The 19,053-nt window shown below is 57.3% G+C and carries 22 protein-coding genes; 18 read left to right on the forward strand and 4 right to left on the reverse strand.

Annotation, left to right across the window (positions count from 1 at the left end):
- Positions 1-161 precede the first annotated feature (161 nt).
- The 6 genes from D9K61_RS05795 (at position 162) to uvrC (ending at position 6,858) form a co-directional block, all read left to right on the forward strand.
- Positions 162-1,091, forward strand: coding sequence for an ABC transporter ATP-binding protein (locus tag D9K61_RS05795; RefSeq protein ID WP_120632309.1), 930 nt, complete (start codon positions 162-164; stop codon positions 1,089-1,091).
- Complete coding sequence (locus tag D9K61_RS05800) at positions 1,088-1,849, forward strand: ABC transporter permease (RefSeq protein ID WP_120632310.1); 762 nt, start codon at positions 1,088-1,090, stop codon at positions 1,847-1,849. Before D9K61_RS05795 ends, D9K61_RS05800 begins: the two co-directional genes overlap by 4 nt.
- A 114-nt stretch (positions 1,850-1,963) precedes the next feature.
- Entirely contained in the window at positions 1,964-2,761 is a 798-nt protein-coding gene (locus D9K61_RS05805) for a S49 family peptidase (RefSeq protein WP_120632311.1), read from the forward strand.
- Between the two features lie 168 nt (positions 2,762-2,929).
- Positions 2,930-3,892 carry a calcium/sodium antiporter gene (locus tag D9K61_RS05810; RefSeq protein ID WP_120632312.1) on the forward strand — a complete coding sequence of 321 codons (963 nt, stop codon included), beginning with the start codon at positions 2,930-2,932 and terminating at the stop codon, positions 3,890-3,892.
- 21 nt (positions 3,893-3,913) lie between these two features.
- Positions 3,914-4,693 carry an SDR family oxidoreductase gene (locus D9K61_RS05815; protein ID WP_120632313.1) on the forward strand — a complete coding sequence of 260 codons (780 nt, stop codon included), beginning with the start codon at positions 3,914-3,916 and terminating at the stop codon, positions 4,691-4,693.
- A gap of 290 nt (positions 4,694-4,983) precedes the next feature.
- Positions 4,984-6,858 carry an excinuclease ABC subunit UvrC gene (uvrC, locus tag D9K61_RS05820; RefSeq protein ID WP_120632314.1) on the forward strand — a complete coding sequence of 625 codons (1,875 nt, stop codon included), beginning with the start codon at positions 4,984-4,986 and terminating at the stop codon, positions 6,856-6,858.
- Here the strand turns inward: uvrC and D9K61_RS05825 are convergent.
- Positions 6,855-7,739, reverse strand: coding sequence for a DMT family transporter (locus D9K61_RS05825; protein ID WP_120632315.1), 885 nt, complete (start codon positions 7,737-7,739; stop codon positions 6,855-6,857). The genes uvrC and D9K61_RS05825 overlap by 4 nt on opposite strands.
- A 191-nt stretch (positions 7,740-7,930) precedes the next feature.
- Between D9K61_RS05825 and pgsA the strand changes: the two genes are divergently transcribed.
- The 3 genes from pgsA to D9K61_RS05840 are packed head-to-tail and all read left to right on the forward strand — an operon-like array spanning position 7,931 to position 9,296.
- Complete coding sequence (gene pgsA, locus D9K61_RS05830; protein ID WP_120632316.1) at positions 7,931-8,599, forward strand: CDP-diacylglycerol--glycerol-3-phosphate 3-phosphatidyltransferase; 669 nt, start codon at positions 7,931-7,933, stop codon at positions 8,597-8,599.
- A gap of 3 nt (positions 8,600-8,602) precedes the next feature.
- Positions 8,603-8,848, forward strand: a complete 246-nt coding sequence (gene moaD / locus D9K61_RS05835) for a molybdopterin converting factor subunit 1 (RefSeq protein WP_120632317.1) — start codon at positions 8,603-8,605, stop codon at positions 8,846-8,848.
- A 4-nt stretch (positions 8,849-8,852) separates the two neighbouring features.
- Complete coding sequence (locus D9K61_RS05840; protein WP_120632318.1) at positions 8,853-9,296, forward strand: molybdenum cofactor biosynthesis protein MoaE; 444 nt, start codon at positions 8,853-8,855, stop codon at positions 9,294-9,296.
- A 5-nt stretch (positions 9,297-9,301) separates the two neighbouring features.
- Here the strand turns inward: D9K61_RS05840 and D9K61_RS05845 are convergent, their stop codons facing one another.
- The 3 genes from D9K61_RS05845 to ubiA all read right to left on the reverse strand — a co-directional run bounded on the left by D9K61_RS05845 (position 9,302) and on the right by ubiA (position 12,565).
- The gene (locus D9K61_RS05845; protein WP_120632498.1) at positions 9,302-9,622 is read right to left on the reverse strand and encodes a hypothetical protein; all 321 of its coding nucleotides are present in this window, start codon (positions 9,620-9,622) and stop codon (positions 9,302-9,304) included.
- A gap of 1 nt (position 9,623) precedes the next feature.
- Positions 9,624-11,537, reverse strand: a complete 1,914-nt coding sequence (locus D9K61_RS05850) for an OmpA family protein (RefSeq protein ID WP_120632319.1) — start codon at positions 11,535-11,537, stop codon at positions 9,624-9,626.
- Positions 11,538-11,602: 65 nt separating this feature from the next.
- Complete coding sequence (gene ubiA, locus D9K61_RS05855) at positions 11,603-12,565, reverse strand: 4-hydroxybenzoate octaprenyltransferase (protein ID WP_120632320.1); 963 nt, start codon at positions 12,563-12,565, stop codon at positions 11,603-11,605.
- A gap of 11 nt (positions 12,566-12,576) precedes the next feature.
- Between ubiA and D9K61_RS05860 the strand changes: the two genes are divergently transcribed.
- The 9 genes from D9K61_RS05860 to D9K61_RS05895 all read left to right on the forward strand — a co-directional run bounded on the left by D9K61_RS05860 (position 12,577) and on the right by D9K61_RS05895 (position 18,970).
- Positions 12,577-13,302, forward strand: coding sequence for a 16S rRNA (uracil(1498)-N(3))-methyltransferase (locus D9K61_RS05860; RefSeq protein WP_120632321.1), 726 nt, complete (start codon positions 12,577-12,579; stop codon positions 13,300-13,302).
- Entirely contained in the window at positions 13,299-14,150 is an 852-nt protein-coding gene (locus tag D9K61_RS05865) for a GNAT family N-acetyltransferase (RefSeq protein ID WP_254055692.1), read from the forward strand. Before D9K61_RS05860 ends, D9K61_RS05865 begins: the two co-directional genes overlap by 4 nt.
- Positions 14,147-14,674, forward strand: a complete 528-nt coding sequence (locus tag D9K61_RS05870) for a hypothetical protein (protein ID WP_120632322.1) — start codon at positions 14,147-14,149, stop codon at positions 14,672-14,674. Before D9K61_RS05865 ends, D9K61_RS05870 begins: the two co-directional genes overlap by 4 nt.
- Before the next feature lie 66 nt (positions 14,675-14,740).
- A complete protein-coding gene (locus D9K61_RS05875) occupies positions 14,741-16,111 on the forward strand; it encodes a glutamate--cysteine ligase (RefSeq protein ID WP_120632323.1) in 1,371 nt (456 codons plus the stop codon).
- A gap of 71 nt (positions 16,112-16,182) precedes the next feature.
- Complete coding sequence (gene pheS, locus D9K61_RS05880; protein WP_120632324.1) at positions 16,183-17,256, forward strand: phenylalanine--tRNA ligase subunit alpha; 1,074 nt, start codon at positions 16,183-16,185, stop codon at positions 17,254-17,256.
- Complete coding sequence (locus D9K61_RS05885; RefSeq protein WP_120632325.1) at positions 17,253-17,591, forward strand: DUF2513 domain-containing protein; 339 nt, start codon at positions 17,253-17,255, stop codon at positions 17,589-17,591. The genes pheS and D9K61_RS05885 overlap by 4 nt, the downstream gene beginning before the upstream one ends.
- 95 nt (positions 17,592-17,686) lie before the next feature.
- Positions 17,687-18,334, forward strand: a complete 648-nt coding sequence (locus D9K61_RS05890) for a PHB depolymerase family esterase (protein WP_254055693.1) — start codon at positions 17,687-17,689, stop codon at positions 18,332-18,334.
- A 3-nt stretch (positions 18,335-18,337) separates the two neighbouring features.
- Positions 18,338-18,493: a hypothetical protein gene (locus tag D9K61_RS27450; RefSeq protein WP_254055694.1), complete on the forward strand. Its 156-nt coding sequence runs from the start codon at positions 18,338-18,340 to the stop codon at positions 18,491-18,493.
- Positions 18,494-18,562: 69 nt separating this feature from the next.
- A complete protein-coding gene (locus D9K61_RS05895; protein WP_120632326.1) occupies positions 18,563-18,970 on the forward strand; it encodes a cupin domain-containing protein in 408 nt (135 codons plus the stop codon).
- Positions 18,971-19,053: the final 83 nt, after the last annotated feature.

Here is a 19,053-nt window from a genome sequence, read left to right on the forward strand (position 1 = left end):
CAGCACGCATTCAGTGCTTTCTCCGCTGGGCACAACGCGGCGAAAACCCGACAAACGCGGTGCAAAATGGCGCCAAGAAATTTGCGCAATGCAGTGTGCAGAATTGATCTGTTCCGTCTCCGCTCTGCGCGATAGTGTGTCCGCCAGAACGGGGAGCAAGAATGTCGATCATTTTGTCCATAAAGGATCTGCGTAAATCCTATGCCGACGGTTTTGAGGCGCTGAAAGGTATTTCATTAGATATCAAGCAGGGTGAGATTCTTGCACTTTTGGGACCTAATGGCGCGGGAAAAACCACTCTGATTTCGACGGTCTGCGGGATCACCACACCAACATCAGGGTCCGTCATGGTCGGCGGTCACGACATCCAAACTGAGTTTCGCGCTGCCCGGAAAATGATTGGTCTGGTGCCACAGGAAATCGCGTTGGAGCCTTTTGAAACGGTCTGGAACACGGTTCGGTTTTCGCGCGGTTTGTTCGGATATGGCAGTGACAATGCGCGGATCGAAGAGATCCTGCGCAAGCTTTCCCTGTGGGACAAGCGTAAGAATTCTATCAAGGAATTGTCCGGGGGTATGAAACGCCGGGTGCTGATCGCCAAGGCGCTGGCGCATGAGCCGCGTGTCCTGTTTCTGGACGAACCTACCGCCGGGGTGGACGTCGAGCTGCGCAAGGACATGTGGGAGATCGTAGCCGAGTTGAAACAGGCTGGGGTCACCATCATTCTCACGACGCATTACATTGAAGAGGCCGAAGCCATCGCTGATCGTGTCGGTGTCATCGACAAGGGTGAGCTGCTGCTGGTTCAGGACAAGGGCACTCTGATGGCGCAGATGGGTAAGAAACAGATCGAGGTCATGTTGACCGAACCGATCACAGATATCCCCGGCAGTCTGTCGGCGCATAATCTGACATTGAACGGCAATGGGCGGACACTGGTCTATACCTATGACACCAATGCAGATCGTACCGGAATAACAACATTGCTAAACGATGTGGCGCAGGCCGGACTTGTGCTGAGCGACGTGCAAACACGTCAATCAAGTCTGGAAGAGATATTTGTTAACCTTGTATCGGGAGAGGCCGTATGAACTGGTCCGCAATTGCCGCGATCTATCGGTTCGAAATGGCCCGGTTTTTTCGTACTCTGGCACAGAGCTTTCTGTCACCGGTTCTGTCGACCTCGCTTTATTTTGTGGTCTTTGGCACAGCCATTGGCAGCCGTATTCAAGAGGTGGAAGGCGTATCTTACGGGGCCTTCATTGTCCCAGGGCTGATCATGCTGTCGGTTGTTATGTTGGCAATCACAAACGCCTCATTTGGAATCTATTTTCCCAAGTTTCTGGGAACGATTTATGAATTGCTGTCCGCACCAGTGAATTTCATCGAGATCGTGATCGGCTATGTCGGGGCTGCGGCCACGAAATCGCTGTTTGTCGGATTGGTGATTCTGGTGACCGCCAACTTCTTCGTGGACATACGTATCGAACACCCCTTGGCCATGGTGGCATTCTTGATCCTGACCTGCCTCAGTTTTTCTCTGCTTGGGTTTATCATCGGCATCTGGGCCAGCAATTTCGAACAGATTTCACTGGTGCCGCAGCTTGTTGTGACGCCGCTGATATTTCTGGGTGGGACGTTCTACTCGATCTCGATGCTGCCGCCGCTGTGGCAGACAATCACTTTGTTCAACCCGGTGGTGTATCTGATTTCGGGCTTCCGCTGGTCCTTCTATGGGCTCGCGGATGTGCCGATCACATTCAGCCTTTTGGCCATTCTGGCCTTCACCGGCATTTGTCTGGGCATCGTCGGTTGGATCTTCAAAACAGGCTGGCGCATCCGAAGTTAACGCACCTATGTGCGTTGCATTTTTGCCCTCCGCTTTCAGGAAATTGGTTCACGTCGCGTTTTACGCCCAGCGAGTCCCTTGTTTACATGTTGACCGCACTCTACATCGGCACCCATGAAGTTCAGCCTGCCGTTTGTAAAAAAGCAGCCCAGTGTGGCCATCATCCGTCTGTCTGGTGCCATAGGTATGGCCGGGCGCGGGTCGTTGAACGACACCTCTTTGGCCCCCGTTATCGAAAGAGCATTTCGCAAGGGCAAGCCGGTTGCGGTCGCGCTTGAGATCAATTCTCCTGGTGGTTCTCCGGTCCAAAGCTCATTGATAGGGGCGCGAATTCGACGGTTGTCGCAAGAACTTGAGATACCGGTCATTGCGTTTGTCGAGGATGTGGCAGCCTCGGGCGGTTATTGGTTGGCTGCGGCGGCGGATGAGATCTGGGCTGATGACAGCTCGGTTTTGGGCTCGATCGGGGTAATCTCATCTGGGTTCGGCGCCCATGTCTTTTTGGCACGCCAAGGTTTTGAGCGTCGCGTGCACACTGCGGGCCAGTCCAAGTCGATGTTGGATCCTTTTGCGCCGGAAAAGAAAGAGGATGTCGCACGGCTTGAACGTTTGTTGCACGACATCCACGAAAACTTCATTTCACATGTCAAAGCCCGGCGCGGGGACAAGCTGGACCAAAGCGCTGATCTGTTTACCGGAGAGGTCTGGTTGGCCCGCCGCGCTCAGGAGCTGGGTTTGATTGATGGTATTGCCCATCTCAAACCGAAACTGCAGGAACGGTTTGGCGAAAAGGTGAAGTTCCGGCGCTATGGTGTAAAAAAACCGATCTGGTCGCGGTTCGGTGCGGCGCTGGCACAGGATGCCGTCGCCGGACTAGAGGAGCGCGCGGCCTACGCACGTTTCGGCTTGTGACGTGATCGTCAAGATTGTCACTCTGTTCCTGATCGCCATGGGCGTATTGGCGATGTTCGGGAAGCTGCGCTTTCCCGGTCAGCAGCGTTTGAAGTCGGCCAAATGCCCGCGCTGCGGACGTTTCAGAATTGGAAAAGGCCCCTGCGCCTGCGAAAAAGGAGGCCGGGCATGACGCCGTGGCTGCTATCTGGCCTTGGATTGGTGATCCTTCTGCTGGCCGGTGATGCGCTGGTGCGCGGTGCCGTGAACCTTAGCCTGCGGTTGGGCGTGCCCGCGTTGATCGTCAGCCTGACTATTGTGGCTTTTGGCACATCTGCGCCAGAGCTGTTGATCGCAATCAGCGCCTTGAAGGAAAACGCGCCCGGGATTGCGCTCGGGAACGTTGTTGGGTCGAACACGGCCAATATCCTTCTGGTTCTGGGGGTGCCGGCCCTACTGGCAACCTTGCACACCAGCGAATGCGACAGCCGCAAAAACTACGTCTTTATGCTGCTGGCGACAGTTTTGTTCATTGGGCTGGCTTTTTGCGGTGTGTTTAACCTGATCAGCGGGGCCATTTTGCTGAGTGCGCTGGCTTTGGTGCTGTGGAACGCGTTTCGCGAGGCGAACGCCCATCGCAAAGCAATTGGTGAAGCCTGCGCAGAAGAGGAAGAGCTGGAGGGTCTGGAAGAGGCCGATCCAGATATGCCCTACTGGAAAGTGTCGATTTATCTGATCCTTGGTTTGATCGGCCTGCCGATGGGCGCGCATCTGCTGGTGGACAACGCCACCATCATTGCACGGCAATACGGCATCAGCGAGACAGTGATCGGTCTGACGCTAATCGCTGTGGGGACGTCGCTGCCGGAATTGGCAACCACGGTTATGGCGGCATTGCGTCGTCAGGCTGACGTTGCTCTGGGCAATGTCATTGGATCCAACATGTTCAACCTGTTGGCCATTGTTGGTATTGCTACCTGGTTCGGCAAGATCCCGGTGGAACCCGAATTCTTGCGGTATGATCTGTGGGTCATGTTGGCCGCATCCTTGTTGCTGATCCCGTTTGTTTTCTTCAAGAAAGACATCTCACGTAACTGGGGTGTGGCATTGACTTTCCTTTATGTGATGTATGTCACCACATTGCTGCTGTGATCTGACGGAAAGAGGTGATCCATGACCCGAGCTTTAGTGACCGGAGCCGGAATTCGTCTGGGTCGGGCGATGGCGCTGTATCTGGCGGGCCGTGGTTATGACGTTGCGGTGCATTATGCGACGTCGCAACAACCAGCGCAGGAAACCGTAGCCGACGTTCAGGCCTTGGGCCGTCTGTCGGTTGCGCTGCAGGCTAATCTGTTGAATGAGGCCGAGGTTGTATCGTTGTTGCCCCGGGCCGCTGAGGCGTTGGGCGGACCGATTACCTGTTTGGTGAACAACGCCTCGATCTTCGAACACGATAATATTCACTCGGCAACCCGCCAAAGCTGGGATCGTCATCTCGACAGCAACTTGCGGGCTCCGTTTGTATTGACCCAAGCAATGGCCGAACAGGGGCTGAAGCCCGCGACCGATGCAAATGGTGAACCTGTTGCGACGGGCGTGATCGTCAACATGGTCGACATGCGTGTCCAGAAACTGACGCCCGAGTTTATGTCATACACAATCGCCAAGATGGGACTGTGGGCGCTGACCCGCACCGCTGCGCAGGCCTTGACCCCGGCGATCCGGGTGAATGCGATTGGGCCGGGGCCGACAATGAAGGGTCACCGGCAAAGCGACGAGCACTTTCAGGCACAACGATCCAATACGATTCTGAAGCGTGGCGCGAACCCTTCAGATATCACCGCTGCGCTGGGGTATTTTCTGGACGCCCATGCTGTGACCGGGCAGTTGTTATGCGTTGATGGTGGTCAGCATCTGGGATGGCGAACGCCGGATGTTCTGGGCATAGAATAGATAAATTTGCTGCAAGTTTTGCACTGCTCGCGTTTCTGTTACACAGGCGTTACAAAAATGTCTTTTTTTTCATATACTTGTCAAGTTATCAAAATAATACTGTTTAGAAACAATGGCTTGAAAAAGTGCCTAATTTTTGTGCAACGCAGGGAAATGGCAGGGAAACAAGGAAAAATCACTGTGGGCCAAAACTTATCTGCACAGTTATCCACAGAAACCGTGGATTTGTTTTCTCTTGATCTGGGGCGCTCAAGATTGCAGCCAAGGACAGAGAATCATATTTCAGGGCTATGAACTCTCACAACGATATGAACTCGGACACTCAGACCACCGGATATGCCTGCATCCAGCGTTATGTGAAGACGCTGGACAGTTCTCCGGGTGTGTATCGCATGCTGGATAGTGACAGCCGGGTTTTATACGTGGGCAAGGCGCGGAACCTCAAGGCGCGGGTTTCGAACTATACGCGACCCGGCCATTCGGGGCGGATCGAAAGGATGATCGCCGCGACAGCCTCGATGATGTTCCTGACCACAAGGACCGAGACCGAGGCGCTGCTGCTTGAACAGAACCTGATCAAGCAGCTCAAACCCAAATACAACGTGCTTCTGCGCGACGATAAGAGTTTTCCGAACATTCTGGTCGCCAAGGATCACGCTTTTCCGCAGATCAAAAAACATCGCGGGGCGAAGAAAGAAAAAGGGGCTTATTTTGGTCCTTTCGCCAGCGCTGGTGCGGTGAACAGGACGTTGAATCAATTGCAAAAGGCATTCTTGCTGCGCAACTGCTCGGATTCCATGTTTGATGGCCGGACGAGGCCTTGTCTGCTCTATCAAATCAAGCGGTGTTCCGGGCCATGCGTTGGTTTGATCTCTGAGACCGAGTATCGCGAAAGCGTCAATGACGCCGAACGCTTCTTGTCCGGCCGGTCCACCAAGGTACAGGAGGAACTGGCCGAGCAGATGATGGCAGCGTCCAAGGCGATGGAATTCGAACGCGCCGCCGGTTTGCGCGACCGGATCCGGGCACTGACACAGGTGCAAACCTCGCAGGGCATTAATCCACGCGGCGTGACCGAGGCGGATGTGATCAGCCTTTATATGGACAGCGGTCAGGCCTGTGTTCAGGTGTTCTTCATTCGCGCCAACCAAAACTGGGGCAACCGCGACTTCTATCCACGTGTGGGGCCGGATGTTTCTGCGGCTGAGGCGATGGAGGCATTTTTGGGCCAGTTCTACGACAACAAGGAACCGCCCCAGCAGCTGATCCTGTCTGACGCCATCGAAAACGCAGATTTGATGCAACAGGCGCTGACCGAGAAAGCCGGGCGCAAGGTCGAGATCCTCGTGCCCCAGCGCGGCGAAAAGCAGGAACTTGTGGCTGGTGCGCTACGTAACGCACGTGAATCACTGGCCCGCCGCATGTCAGAAAGCGCGACGCAGGCCAAGTTGCTGCGCGGCGTGGCTAAGGCGTTTGAGTTGGATAGCCCTCCGAACCGGATCGAAGTTTACGACAATTCGCATATTCAAGGCACCAACGCGGTGGGCGGCATGATTGTGGCCGGTCCTGAAGGGTACATGAAAAACGCCTATCGCAAGTTCAACATCCGGGGCGACGACCTGACCCCCGGTGACGATTTCGGGATGATGAAAGAGGTTCTCACCCGCCGCTTTACCCGCCTGCAAAAAGAAGACCCTGACCGTGACAAAGGGCTGTGGCCCGATCTTCTGTTGATTGATGGCGGTGCCGGGCAGGTGAGCGCTGTGCATGAGATCATGGCACAACATGGGGTCGAAGATATCCCGATGGTCGGCGTCGCCAAAGGGGTCGACCGCGATCACGGCAAGGAAGAATTCCATCGCACCGGTCAGCGCCCCTTTGCCCTGAAGCGCAACGACCCGGTACTGTATTTCATTCAGCGCCTAAGGGACGAAGCCCACCGGTTTGCCATCGGTACGCATCGTGCGAAACGTGCCAAGGCGGTGGGGGCAACGCCGCTGGATGAAATCCCGGGCGTGGGTGCTGCCCGCAAGCGCGCCCTGCTGGCGCATTTCGGCAGTGCCAAAGCGGTTGGCCGGGCCAATCTGGCGGATCTGAAGGCGGTCGATGGCATCTCGGCTGGTCTGGCGCAGAAGGTGTATGACTTTTTCCACGACAAGGGCTAGACCCGCCGCCCTCGCCAAAGAATGTACAGGCCCGAGGCGACAATCAGCGCACTGCCGATCCACATAGTCCTGTCCAAATGCTCTCCGAACAGGAAGACACCCAGACCGATTCCAAACAACAGACGGGAATAGCGGAACGGTGTCACGGCGGAAACTTCACCTGTGCGCATGGCTTTCATCAGTGACGCATAGGCCATCGTGCCCAGCACCGCCGCGCCTGCCAGGTGCAGACTAGTGTGGAGGGACAGGGGGGCTATTGGGGCACCCTCCCAGAACCGATAGGCAAACCCAGCGACGATGACGCAGAGGAAGCCATAGAACCCAAGAACTTCGGTTCCCAAACTTGCGGGCGCGGCGCGACTGGCCAAGTCGCGTCCGGCAAAGCCCAACATTCCCAGCACCGCCAGCACCGACAACATGGAAAAGCTGTCTCCGGTGGGTTGAATGATAATCACGACGCCGATCATTCCCACAAAGATCGCACTCCATCGTCGCCAGCCGACGGTTTCGCCGAAGAACAGCGCGGCACAGGCAACCACGACCAGTGGTGTGGCCTGCAGGATGACCGTCGCAGAAGACAGCGGTGTCAACGCGATGGCCAGCACGTAGAACAATCGTCCGAAGATTTCGAAGAACACACGTATTTTCATCGGGGCTGACAACACATCGGGTTGCAGCAACCGTGTGCCGCGCAGCCCGGCAACGCAGGCGAAGATGGCAGTTCCGCCAGCGCCGAATAGAACCAAGACCTGCCAGATCGGCAGGGCGGCGGATGCGGATTTTAACATAGCGTCCTCAAGTGCGAACCCGGCCATGGCAGCGATCATCCAGGCGCTTCCAATCAAATTTGAACGGGGATCGGTTTGAATATGTGTCGTCATCTTTATCGCACGCGCCCCTTGGCTGGTCCGTCCGGCAATCTGACCGCAAACCCGCCCCGCGCCAAGTTGTATCCTGATGCGAGGTCCTGATTGCGACGGTTTGACCCGAAACCCTTCAAGCGACTGTGATTGGCGCAGTTTTTTGCCGTCCCGCCTTTTCTGTCCGGAACCGCCGATGTACTGTCCAATTCATGAAATGGAACTTGCCGAACACCCTGACCATTCTCCGCCTGCTGGCTGCGCCCGGTCTGGCCATTATGTTTCTGTATTTCACCCGACCCTATGCGGATTGGTTTGCGCTGATTCTGTTTTTGTCAGCGGCAATCACTGACTGGTTCGATGGCTATCTGGCCCGTGCCTGGAAGCAGGAAACCAGGATAGGGGCCATGCTGGATCCGATTGCCGATAAGGCGATGGTGGTGATCGCTTTGATGATATTGGTGGGGTATTCGACCGAACACTGGACGCCGTGGCTGGTGTTGCCAGCCACCGTAATCCTGTTTCGCGAGGTATTTGTCTCGGGTCTGCGCGAATATCTTGGGGATGTGGCCGGAACGCTGAAGGTCACCAAGCTGGCCAAGTGGAAGACTACCGCGCAGATGATCGCCATTGCTGTGCTGTTTTCTCAGGGCATTTTTGAGCACTACTTCGTGATGGGCACCTTCGGCATGGACCCTGCTACGATCGACCAGGTTCTGACCGGACAGATCGAAGATCTGAATGGCGTGCGTTGGAACCTTGAAGCCATGTTCTGGTCGGGACGGATCGGGCTGTGGTTGCTTTGGCTTGCGGCGGCGCTGACATTGATCACCGGCTATGATTACCTACGTAAAGCCATGCCCCATCTGAAGGAGAGCTGAGCAATGGACGTTCTGTATTTCGCCTGGGTGCGCGAACGGATTGGTCTTCCCAAAGAGCGGGTCGAGACCAATGCAGCCACGGTTTCGGATCTGGTTGCCGAACTCAGCGCGAGGGAAGACCGCTATGCTGCGGCGTTTGCCGATGTTTCGGCCTTGCGTGTTGCATTGGATCAGGAGCTTTCGGACTTTGATGCCTCATTGGCGGGTGTGCGTGAGGTGGCGTTCTTCCCCCCAATGACCGGCGGTTAAAGCAATGCGCATTGTCGTACAGGAAGACGCGTTTGATCTGGGTGCCGAGGCCAACGCCTTTGCGGCTACAGACGCCACAAACGGGGCGATCGTGACCTTCACCGGCGTGGTACGTGATCTGGCCACGGGCAATCTGGATGTGATGGAGATCGAACACTATCCGGGCATGACCGAGCGTGCGCTTACAAAAATCGCCGAAGAGGCCATGGCGCGCTGGTCTCTGGGCGATGTTCTTGTCATCCATCGGCACGGGCGCCTGGTGCCGGGCGACCGGATCATGATGGTTGCCACTGCTGCACCACATCGCAAAGACGCATTCGAAGCAGCCGAGTTTCTGATGGACTACCTGAAGTCTCGTGCGCCGTTCTGGAAAAAAGAAATTACCGGGGCGGGGGCAGATTGGGTCACCGCCAAGGATGAGGATGAAGACGCGCTGACGCGCTGGTGAGCGGCTCAATCAGCGTTGTTGATCCGTCCGCGCAATTCTTCTGCTTCTTGCCGGGCGGCACGCAGACCATCCATTGCAGCCGCAAGCTCGGCCTCGGTCTGGGTCAACTGATTGGTCAGCTCCGCCTCGCGCTGCTGAAGATAAGTAATCGCCTGATCGCGGGTTTCTTCGGCCTCGTGCAATTCCTGGCTCATGCGGTCGAGATCGGCAACGTCACTTTGGCGCACGCGCGACAGGCGATGGGCCAGCCAATTCGCGAACCAGCCCATGCAAAAGGCGGCGAACAGGATGATGGCGGTGGCGATGATGAATTCAAATCTGTTCAAGTCACTGGTCCTCTGCACCTGATTCAGATGCGTCATTTTCCGTTTGCTCGGTGCCTGTTACGTCGGCCTCCAAGGCTTCTAGCCCGGTTTCTTCGTTGGCAACAGGTTCGGGCCGGATCAAACGGAATTCGATCCGCCGATTTTCCTCGCGCCCTTCTTCACTGTCATTGTCGCCGATGGGTTGCGTTTCGCCATAGCCGACCGCGGTGTAGCTTGCGGTCGGGATACGCCGACCGCGCAGTTCGTTCAGGATCGATTGCGCGCGGGACTGGCTGAGCTGTTGGTTCATCTCCTCGCGGCCCTGACTATCGGTGTGCCCTTGGATCTCCATGCGGATCGGGCCGCATTCGCGCAGGATATCTGCGATCTGGTTAACGGTATTGCGCGAATCCGCAGCAATGGTTGCTGATCCGGGCTCAAACGCGATCTTGCTGACGGCTTGAATGTCGGCAATCTGCGTCTCGCAAAGCTCAGGATCGGGCAGGGCGTCTGCCGGAGCGGGCGGTGGTTGATAGGTGATCGACAGGGTGAAATCCTGCGCCTCTCCTAACTTATCCGAAAGCTGCCCGGCTATGCGGGCTTTAGCCCCTTCGTCATGGCTGAGGCCGATCAGTTCGACCGAGTCCGGGGTGACGGTCAGCGCCCCGTTGTTGAGCTGGTTCAATGCCTCAAGCCCCGCCAGAACACGTACGGCCCAGTCCGCAGGCAAATCCGGTACGATGCGCGTTGCCGTATAAACCTGTTCTGACCCAAAGGCCGCGCGGGCATAGCTGTCGACCATATCCCGCAGAGTTTCGTCACCCAGGCGTCCACGCAGTTGCACCAGCCCTTCCGGGCTGCGGGTCGCCGAGAACTCGATGGGGCCGGTCTGTTCTTCTGTTTCCGGCTCGGGCAAGACCGCGTGCAGGGCAAAAACCTCGGGCAGGGCTGTTTCCAGCTCACCGACAACCCGGTCAAACAGCGCTGAAGGAGTACCCTGCGCGGCAATCAGAGAAATGTCCGCATCCGAGATGGTTATCGATCCTTGTCCGATCTCTGCCAATGCGCGTATGCCCAACTCGGCAGCCTCAGACCAACGCGGCGACGGGACTCCCAGGCCAATGGTGCAGGAATAGGGGCCCGATAGACCCGAGTCCTGAGCTGCGGCAACAATTCGGTCGCGTGCTTTTTCGTCTTGGGCCGAGCAGGCATCAAACTGCCCGCCTGCCTCACCGATCAGATACCGCAATGTGAATGGCGTGATCACTGGCCGCGGTGCCGAGATTGACAGGCCAATCCGCAAACTGGGCGGCGCGGCGCGGGTCAGATCTTGTTCGAGTTGTTCCTTTTCCTGCTGGCTGTCGGAAATGGCGGTGATCTTGACCAGCCCAGAGCTGGCAGAGATTTTTGCGCGCGGCAGGCGGGACAAGGCGTCAATTGCATAGGAAACCGCGTCGTCCCAGCCTTCGGGTTTGGGGTAGTCGGCGGTTTCCATCAGATCCGACACCGGAACCGAGCGGTCCAGATTGCGCAACCTGTCGATCAGGGCTTCGCGATCTTCGCTGGCCGGAATCAGGCCAATGATCGAGATACCACTGTCATTCCGCAGGATTTCCGCGGAAAATCGCGGCGGGGCCAGTGCAGACGTGGCTGTCACCTCCATCTCGTCGATGACCCGCGAGGTGTCGACTTCGGTGCCTGCAGATGTCAGCGCGTTAAAGCGCGTTGCTTCGTCCGGTGCGAGTCCTGTTAGAACAACGCGCAACCCATCGGATTCAACTTCGGCCCAGTCATGGCCTTTAAGGTCCAGCGCACGCCGTACGGCAAACTCCGATGTCTCCTCGATCTTGGTCACGGCGTAGCTGGCCGCCAGCAGCGACACCATGGCTGACACCAGGAAGATCAGGGAAACGACTAATATATACGGCAGACGCATATGCAGGTTTTAGACTCCTCAGGCGATTGGCAGAACTCTTAACAGACCCCGAAGCAGAGGTGCAATCAGAGCAACAGGGCGACGCACAGGAAGATCAGCGGAATCAGGCCGGTGTCTCTGTTAGAATGAAACAGCTTCAGCAGTTTGGAATTGTCCTCGATATCCAGACCACGCAGTTGCCACATCATGTGCCACCCCATGGCCCAAGGCCCGCCAAGGGCGACGGCAAGGGCACCAATCGACGCGTTTGGTACGCCCGCGTCAATGATGGCCAGCCCCATCAACCCGACAGTAATCGCCAGAAAATACTTGAGCCATTTCGCTGTATCAGTTCCAAACAGGCGGGCTGTGGATTTGATTCCCACAAGCTCATCATCTTCGGCGTCCTGATGGGCGTAAATCGTATCATAGAACAGCGTCCAAGCGATGCCGGACAGATAGAGGATGACAGCAGGCCAGCCGAGCGTGCCACTATGAGCAGTCCAAGCCAACAATGCACCCCAGTTGAACGCCAACCCCAGAAACACTTGCGGCCACCAGGTGAAGCGCTTGGCAAACGGGTAGACGGCCACCGGAAGCAACGACAGAACCCCCATGGCGATGGCTGCCTGATTGAAGCTGAGCAGGATTGCCAGTGCTAGCAGACATTGCAGAATCATCCAGCCAGCAGCTTGTCGAACCGAGACGTGTCCAGATGGAATCGGGCGTGACCGCGTGCGTTCAACCTGTGCGTCATATTCGCGGTCGGTGATGTCGTTCCATGTGCATCCCGCGCCACGCATCAGAAATGCACCCAATGCGCAACCTATTGCGATCCACAAATCCCCCAGGCGCGGTTGGCCATCGCTGAGGATTGCCAGGGCCAGACCCCACCAGCACGGAATCAGCAAAAGCCAGGTTCCGATCGGCCGGTCGGCACGGCTCAGCCGCAGATAGGGGCGGGTGAAGGCGGGCGCGTGGGTGTCCACCCAATTGCCGGTTACGGCATCAGCGACCTGACCGTCTGGTGTTGGGGCATTGCCTTGCATATGTAGGTCTCATGAGTGCGAAGATCAGACTGTATGTAGAGCAGCCCTTGGGTCAGGGGCAATCGGTAGAATTGACGCGCGAGCAGGCGCATTACCTTTTCGGCGTTATGCGATTGGCCGTCGGTGGCCATGTCGCCCTTTTCAACGGACAGGATGGCGAATGGCTGGCCGAGGTGTCCGAGGCCGGCAAACGCGGCGGTGTCCTGACATGTGCCCAGCAAACGAAGCCGTTGCAGTTGCCGCCTGATCTGTGGTTCCTGTTCGCGCCGATCAAAAAGGCGCGTACCGATTTCATCGTCGAAAAAGCGGCCGAAATGGGCGCGGCGCGGATCATGCCCGTGCAAACCCAGTTCACCAACTCCGAGCGCATCCGTCAGGATCGCCTGCAGGCGCATGCAGTCGAGGCGGCCGAGCAATGCGGCGGAACATTTGTGCCTGAGGTGGCCGATCTGCAGCGTTTGGACAAAGTTCTTGATAACTGGCCGGACGGGCGCCAACTGATGTTCTGCAACGAAGCCGAAGTAGGTTCGGCCCTGCGTCTGGCGGCCAGCGAAAAGGGGTGCCCGTGGGCGATCCTCATCGGGCCAGAAGGTGGATTTTCGGATCAGGAACGCGCACGGCTGAGCGCATTGCCATATGCGCATGTCGTCAGCCTTGGCCCGCGTATCCTGCGGGCAGACACAGCGGCCGTTGCGGCGTTGACCATGTGGCAGCAGGCCTTGGGGGATTGGGTGTGACGTGGCGCGCCGCGCAACAGGAAGACCTCGGCAAAATTGAAAGCTATTTGTACCGCCATGTGCAAAGCTCGATGTTCCCACTTGCCAACCTGCGCGATTTTGGCCTGAACGGAAGCGATGCGCGCTCTGTCCGAATGTGGGTCACTGGCGATGATCCACGAGCAGTGTTTACCATCACAAACGAAGGAATGATCCTGCCGCAATGTCCCGATTGCACGGATCACGAATTGCTGTCTGCGCTGGCTTTGATTGGCGATGGTCTTATTACAGGTGTGATTGGCGAGGCCGCGCAGGCGCGTCGGATCATTCGATTGGCACGCTGGCAGGGTAAGCCAACAGTGATGGACGAAGATGAACCATCCTTTTCGCTAGATCTTGAGGCGCTGATCCTGCCAGAAGTATCAGGATCGCGGTTGGTTCCATTGGCCGATATCGACCGCGCGAAAGCCATTGCCTGGCGTCGCGCCTATCTGATTGAAACGCCCGGCTTCCTAGACAAGGTGGCAACACAGCAAGCCGAGCGTGATGTAGAGGTCTACCTGTCGCGAGAGTCGCATCGGGCGCTGTTGATAGATGGGCAACCTGTTGCGATGACCGGATTCAACGCCGCACTGCCGGATGTAGTGCAGATCGGAGGGGTCTATACTCCGCCCGGTCTACGTGGTCGTGGATACGCGCGGACGGCGGTGGCACTGCATCTTAACGAAGCCCGAGAAGCCGGTGTAACGCGCGCCGTTCTGTTCGCGGCTTCAGAATCAGCAGCGCGTGCCTATATGGCTATTGGGTTTGTCCCTGCGGGCAAGTTCGCACTTATCCTGTTTCAGACAGAAAAGGAGGTCGCTGCATGAGCTTCATTCGACCCGAAGCCAAGCTTGCCCTTTGGCGGTGGCGCGAGGTTCTGGTTGCGGTGTTCGTTCTGATTCTCGGCCTCAGCTGGATCAGTGGCCCCGGCGGGTTGCTGGGCTGGATGGGCTGGGTGTTGGTCGCCGTCTCAGTCGCGCTGGCCGTAATTGGCGTGCAGCGGGCGCGGTTCCGAACCGGTACGGGCGGGCAAGGTGTTGTGACCATTGACGAAGGTCAGATCACCTATCTGGGCCCGCTTGATGGCGGCATCGTTGCCACGCGCGAGATCGAGCGGCTGGCACTGGATCCGTCATTGCATCCGGCACATTGGGTGTTGGATCAGCCCGGTCAGCCGACGCTTCACATTCCTGTGAATGCAGAAGGTGCCGAGGCGCTGTTTGATGTGTTTTCGAATCTGCCAGGATTGAAAACGGAACAAATGCTGGCGGAACTGAACCGCGGGTCGTCGATTCCGGTCGTTATCTGGGAACGCACACCCTCGCGCCCCGCACACTTTCGGCTGCATTGACACTGGCGCAATTTGCCCTCAGGACTGGCCTTCAAGACAAGGTTCAACAGGATCGGAGCACGGTTCATGTCCATTCCCCAGTCCGGCGGCGGACCGATCGAACGCCATGAGCAATTGGCCGAATATCTTGAATCGGGCTGCAAGCCCAAACAGGATTGGCGCATCGGAACCGAACATGAAAAGTTCGGGTACTGCAAAGACACGCTGAAGCCGCTGCCGTTCGAGGGCAAACGCTCGATCGTGGCAGTACTGGAAGGCCTGCGGGATCGCCACGGTTGGGGCGAGGTGCGCGAAGCCGGGCATCTGATCGGTCTGGAAAAAGACGGCGCGAATGTCAGTCTGGAACCAGGCGGCGCATTAGAACTCTCGGGTGCACCGTTGGAAACGATCCACGAAACCTGCGACGAGGTGAATGTTCACCTGCGCGAGGTGAAGGATATCGCTGACGAGATTGGTGTGGGTTTTATTGGTCTGGGTGCTGCCCCGATCTGGACCCATGAAGAGATGCCGCTGATGCCCAAAGGGCGGTACCGGCTGATGAACGATTATATGGAAAAAGTCGGCTCCATGGGCCGTGCCATGATGCGCCGAACCTGTACGGTTCAGGTCAATATCGACTTTGGCTCCGAGGCTGACATGGTGCAAAAGCTGCGCGTCGCACTGGCGCTTCAGCCTGTCGCCACTGCGCTTTTTGCCAATTCGCCTTTCTTTGAGGGCAAGCCCAACGGTCAGAAAAGCTGGCGCAGCTATATCTGGCGGCACCTTGACGATGCTCGCACTGGCATGCTGCCCTTTGTGTTCGAGGAAGGCTTTGGGTTTGAACGCTATGTGGAATATGCGCTCGATGTGCCGATGTATTTTGTCTATCGCGACGGCGAATATATCAATGCGCTGGGCATGTCGTTCCGTGACTTCCTGCAAGGAAAACTTCCCGCCTTGCCGGGTGAAACCCCAACGCTGAGCGATTGGGCAGATCACCTGACCACCGCGTTCCCCGAGGCACGGATCAAGAAGTTCATGGAAATGCGCGGCGCTGATGGCGGTCCGTGGCGGCGTCTATGTGCTCTGCCCGCCTTCTGGGTGGGCCTGACTTATGATCAGGGCGCGCTGGATGCGGCCTGGGATCTGGTCAAAGGCTGGGATGCCGAAACGCGCGAGGCGCTGCGGGTTGAGGCTGCAAAGGACGGTTTGCAGGCACGGGTCGGCAACATCAGCATGCACGATCTGGCGCGCGAGGTGGTCGCGATATCCGAGGCCGGTCTGAAGGCCCGCGCCTATCCCGGTGCGGGTGGTATGGTTCCGGACGAGGCGCATTTCCTGAACGCCCTTAAGGACAGTATCGAAACGGGGAAAGTTCCTGCCGATGAGTTGCTGGATCACTACAACGGCGATTGGCAGGGCGACCTGACCCGGGTTTTCCCTGACTACAGTTATTGACCCCGCCCCTTCGGCTTGCATTTGCGTGGCCGGACCGATAGCAGGTTCTCGACCAATTTCAGGGGACCGTCATGGACGATCTTAAGGCAAAATATCTGGGCCAAATCGCCGAAGCTGGCGACGAAAACGCGCTTGAGGCGATCCGTGTCGCGGCTGTCGGCAAAAAGGGCGAGGTCGCGCTGAAGATGCGCGAACTGGGCAAGATGACGCCCGAAGAACGCCAGATTGCGGGCCCCGCGCTGAATGCGTTGAAGGATGAGATCAATTCAGCGTTGTCCGCCAAGAAAGCGGGTCTTGCCGATGCTGCGCTGGATGAACGTCTGCGCACCGAATGGCTGGATGTCACGCTGCCGACCCGTTCGCGTCGTCAGGGCTCGGTTCATCCGGTCAGCCAGGCCACCGAAGAGTTGACGGCGATCTTTGCCGAGCTGGGTTTTTCGGTCGCCGAAGGGCCACGGATCGAGACGGATTGGCATAATTTCGACGCGCTGAACATCCCCGGCCACCACCCTGCGCGGGCCGAGATGGACACCTTCTATATGCACCGTGCCGAGGGCGACAATCGCCCGCCGCATGTGCTGCGCACCCATACCTCGCCTGTCCAGATCCGCTCGATGGAGCAACAGGGCGCACCAATCCGGGTGATTTGTCCGGGCGGTGTCTACCGTGCCGATTATGACCAGACCCACACGCCGATGTTCCATCAGGTCGAAGGGCTGGCCATCGACACCGATATTTCGATGGCGAACCTGAAATGGGTTCTGGAAGAATTCGTCAAAGCGTTCTTCGAGGTGGATGGCGTCGATCTGCGTTTCCGCGCCTCGCACTTCCCCTTCACCGAGCCGTCGGCCGAGGTCGATATCCGCTGTTCCTGGGATAACGGTCAGCTAAAAGTTGGTGAGGGCGATGACTGGCTTGAGATTTTGGGCTCGGGCATGGTTCACCCCAAGGTGATCGCCGCCGGTGGTATCGACGCCGAGGTCTATCAGGGGTTTGCCTTTGGTGTGGGAATCGACCGGATCGCGATGCTGAAATACGGCATCCCGGATTTGCGGGCGTTCTTTGATTCCGATCTGCGCTGGTTGAGGCACTATGGTTTTGCGGCGCTGGACATGCCGAATCTGCATGGTGGTTTGTCGCGGTGAAGCGCGATGCTGACGTCATTCGCAAGCTTCTTTTCGAGATGGAAGAGTCAAGCGAATGGCAGTTTACTCATGACTATGACGAAGATGAAAAAAACGAATACTACCACCTAGAATTGATGAAGGACGTTGGTCTTATTACCAACGTTGGTAAGTATGGATTTCGTTTAACTTCGATGGGTCATGACTATATAGATGCTATTAGAAACGACACGATTTGGGACAAAACTAAGTCTGGTGCTTCCAAAGTTGGAGGTATGACGCTTGGAATGATGAAGGACTTGGCTCTCGCGTACGTCAAGCAGGAAGCGGCAGACAAACTGGGGATCGAGCTTTAGTTTTGCATAACTGAATGCTGTTTAGGCGCGGCTTGTTACAAACTCCCACGGGGTTGTGACGTGACATGGCGCGCTGGCTGGCTAGGCTCAGCCCTATGATTTATCGACTGATTTCCCTTTTGATGCTCGCAGCGTCTCCGGCCTTTTCCATGGGACCTTGGAACACTGACTGCCACGGCGAGACCGCCTGCGACCTCGGCGACCGCTCGTACCATGTGCTGGAACCCGACGGCTGGGACGGTGAAACGCCCCTGCCGGTGCTTTTGCATTTTCACGGCTGGGCGCGGCAGGGCACCGTTGTGGTGAAACACGAACGGATCGCAGGGGCGACGAAACGGCGCGGTGTTCTGCTTGTTGCACCTAACGGGTTGGGGAAAAGCTGGAACTTCTGGGCGTCTGATACGGGTGACGTTGGTTTTGCCGACAGGGTGCTGGATGATGTCGCCAAGCGATATCCGATCGATCCTGAACGCATCTACGTCTCGGGCTACTCCTTCGGCAGCGCGATGGCATGGCGCTATGTCTGCCAATCCGGCAATGACACCGCCGCGCTGCTGGCGGTCGCAGGCTCGATCCGCCAGACCGAAACCTGCCCGCAAGCCCCGCGCCAGGTGCGCCATGTCCATGGGCTGGACGATACGGTCATGGATTTCCCCTTTGGCCCCGGCGGCGATGCGACCTATCCGGTGGCGTTGTGGCGCGAGATGTATGGTTGCAGGTCCGCCACCCCGCAAGGCGATTAGAGCGTGGTGCCGTTTCTGACGCTCAGCCGTGTGGAGTGGACCGATTGTGCCAAAGGGCAAGTCACGTTGGACACGCATCCGGGTGGACATTTCATCCCGCATGGCTGGATCGGTTGGCAACTGGATGAGCTGTTGGGCCAGACGCCGGCTTACCCCTAAGTTGCGGTTTGACAAGCCCGAAGCATCGCGTTCAGCTACGCGTACGGACACCAATCGAGAGGTCTACCGGTGAAAACGCTGATTTTTATTGCGCTGATCTTTGGGGCTGTTCCGGCCCTTGCGCGCGACACTTACCCGCCAGTAGAGGTGCTGCTGCAGACCGATAGCTCGGTCATTGGCGAGCCTTTGGAGTATCCCGGTGGAACGCCGCAAATCACGATGGCTATTGTGACAATGCAACCCGGTCAGCAAACCGGTGTGCATCGCCACGATGCGCCCTTGGCTGCTTATATTCTTGAAGGTGAAATCACCGTTGATTACGGCGACAAGGGGACGAGAACCTACACCAAAGATGATGCTTTTGTTGAGGCGTTTCGGTCGCCCCATACTGGCGTGAACACCGGCGACGGCATTGCCCGTATTCTGGCGGTGTTTGCGGGGTCGGACAGTGTCTCTAACAAAGTGACCGACGACTAGCGCCCGCAGGGCATACGGCCTCTTTCACCTTGGATGAATATCCGCTACACGCGGTTTGACCCAAGATTACTGGCGGAATACGA

Origin of the sequence: Ruegeria sp. EL01, assembly GCF_900313035.1 — a bacterium.
Lineage (GTDB): Bacteria > Pseudomonadota > Alphaproteobacteria > Rhodobacterales > Rhodobacteraceae > Ruegeria.

What these genes read in the sequence shown, in the direction of transcription:
- D9K61_RS05825 (WP_120632315.1), bottom strand. Translation starts at nt 7,739, where the DNA reads ATGACGACACATATTCAAACCGATCCCCGTTCAAATTTGATTGGAAGC.
- D9K61_RS05815 (WP_120632313.1), top strand. Translation starts at nt 3,914, where the DNA reads ATGACCCGAGCTTTAGTGACCGGAGCCGGAATTCGTCTGGGTCGGGCG.
- D9K61_RS05860 (WP_120632321.1), top strand. Translation starts at nt 12,577, where the DNA reads ATGAGTGCGAAGATCAGACTGTATGTAGAGCAGCCCTTGGGTCAGGGG.
- D9K61_RS05840 (WP_120632318.1), top strand. Translation starts at nt 8,853, where the DNA reads ATGCGCATTGTCGTACAGGAAGACGCGTTTGATCTGGGTGCCGAGGCC.
- moaD (WP_120632317.1), top strand. Translation starts at nt 8,603, where the DNA reads ATGGACGTTCTGTATTTCGCCTGGGTGCGCGAACGGATTGGTCTTCCC.
- D9K61_RS05875 (WP_120632323.1), top strand. Translation starts at nt 14,741, where the DNA reads ATGTCCATTCCCCAGTCCGGCGGCGGACCGATCGAACGCCATGAGCAA.
- D9K61_RS05870 (WP_120632322.1), top strand. Translation starts at nt 14,147, where the DNA reads ATGAGCTTCATTCGACCCGAAGCCAAGCTTGCCCTTTGGCGGTGGCGC.
- ubiA (WP_120632320.1), bottom strand. Translation starts at nt 12,565, where the DNA reads ATGCAAGGCAATGCCCCAACACCAGACGGTCAGGTCGCTGATGCCGTA.
- D9K61_RS05850 (WP_120632319.1), bottom strand. Translation starts at nt 11,537, where the DNA reads ATGCGTCTGCCGTATATATTAGTCGTTTCCCTGATCTTCCTGGTGTCA.
- uvrC (WP_120632314.1), top strand. Translation starts at nt 4,984, where the DNA reads ATGAACTCTCACAACGATATGAACTCGGACACTCAGACCACCGGATAT.
- pheS (WP_120632324.1), top strand. Translation starts at nt 16,183, where the DNA reads ATGGACGATCTTAAGGCAAAATATCTGGGCCAAATCGCCGAAGCTGGC.
- D9K61_RS05805 (WP_120632311.1), top strand. Translation starts at nt 1,964, where the DNA reads ATGAAGTTCAGCCTGCCGTTTGTAAAAAAGCAGCCCAGTGTGGCCATC.
- D9K61_RS05795 (WP_120632309.1), top strand. Translation starts at nt 162, where the DNA reads ATGTCGATCATTTTGTCCATAAAGGATCTGCGTAAATCCTATGCCGAC.
- pgsA (WP_120632316.1), top strand. Translation starts at nt 7,931, where the DNA reads ATGAAATGGAACTTGCCGAACACCCTGACCATTCTCCGCCTGCTGGCT.
- D9K61_RS05810 (WP_120632312.1), top strand. Translation starts at nt 2,930, where the DNA reads ATGACGCCGTGGCTGCTATCTGGCCTTGGATTGGTGATCCTTCTGCTG.
- D9K61_RS05800 (WP_120632310.1), top strand. Translation starts at nt 1,088, where the DNA reads ATGAACTGGTCCGCAATTGCCGCGATCTATCGGTTCGAAATGGCCCGG.
- D9K61_RS05890 (WP_254055693.1), top strand. Translation starts at nt 17,687, where the DNA reads ATGATTTATCGACTGATTTCCCTTTTGATGCTCGCAGCGTCTCCGGCC.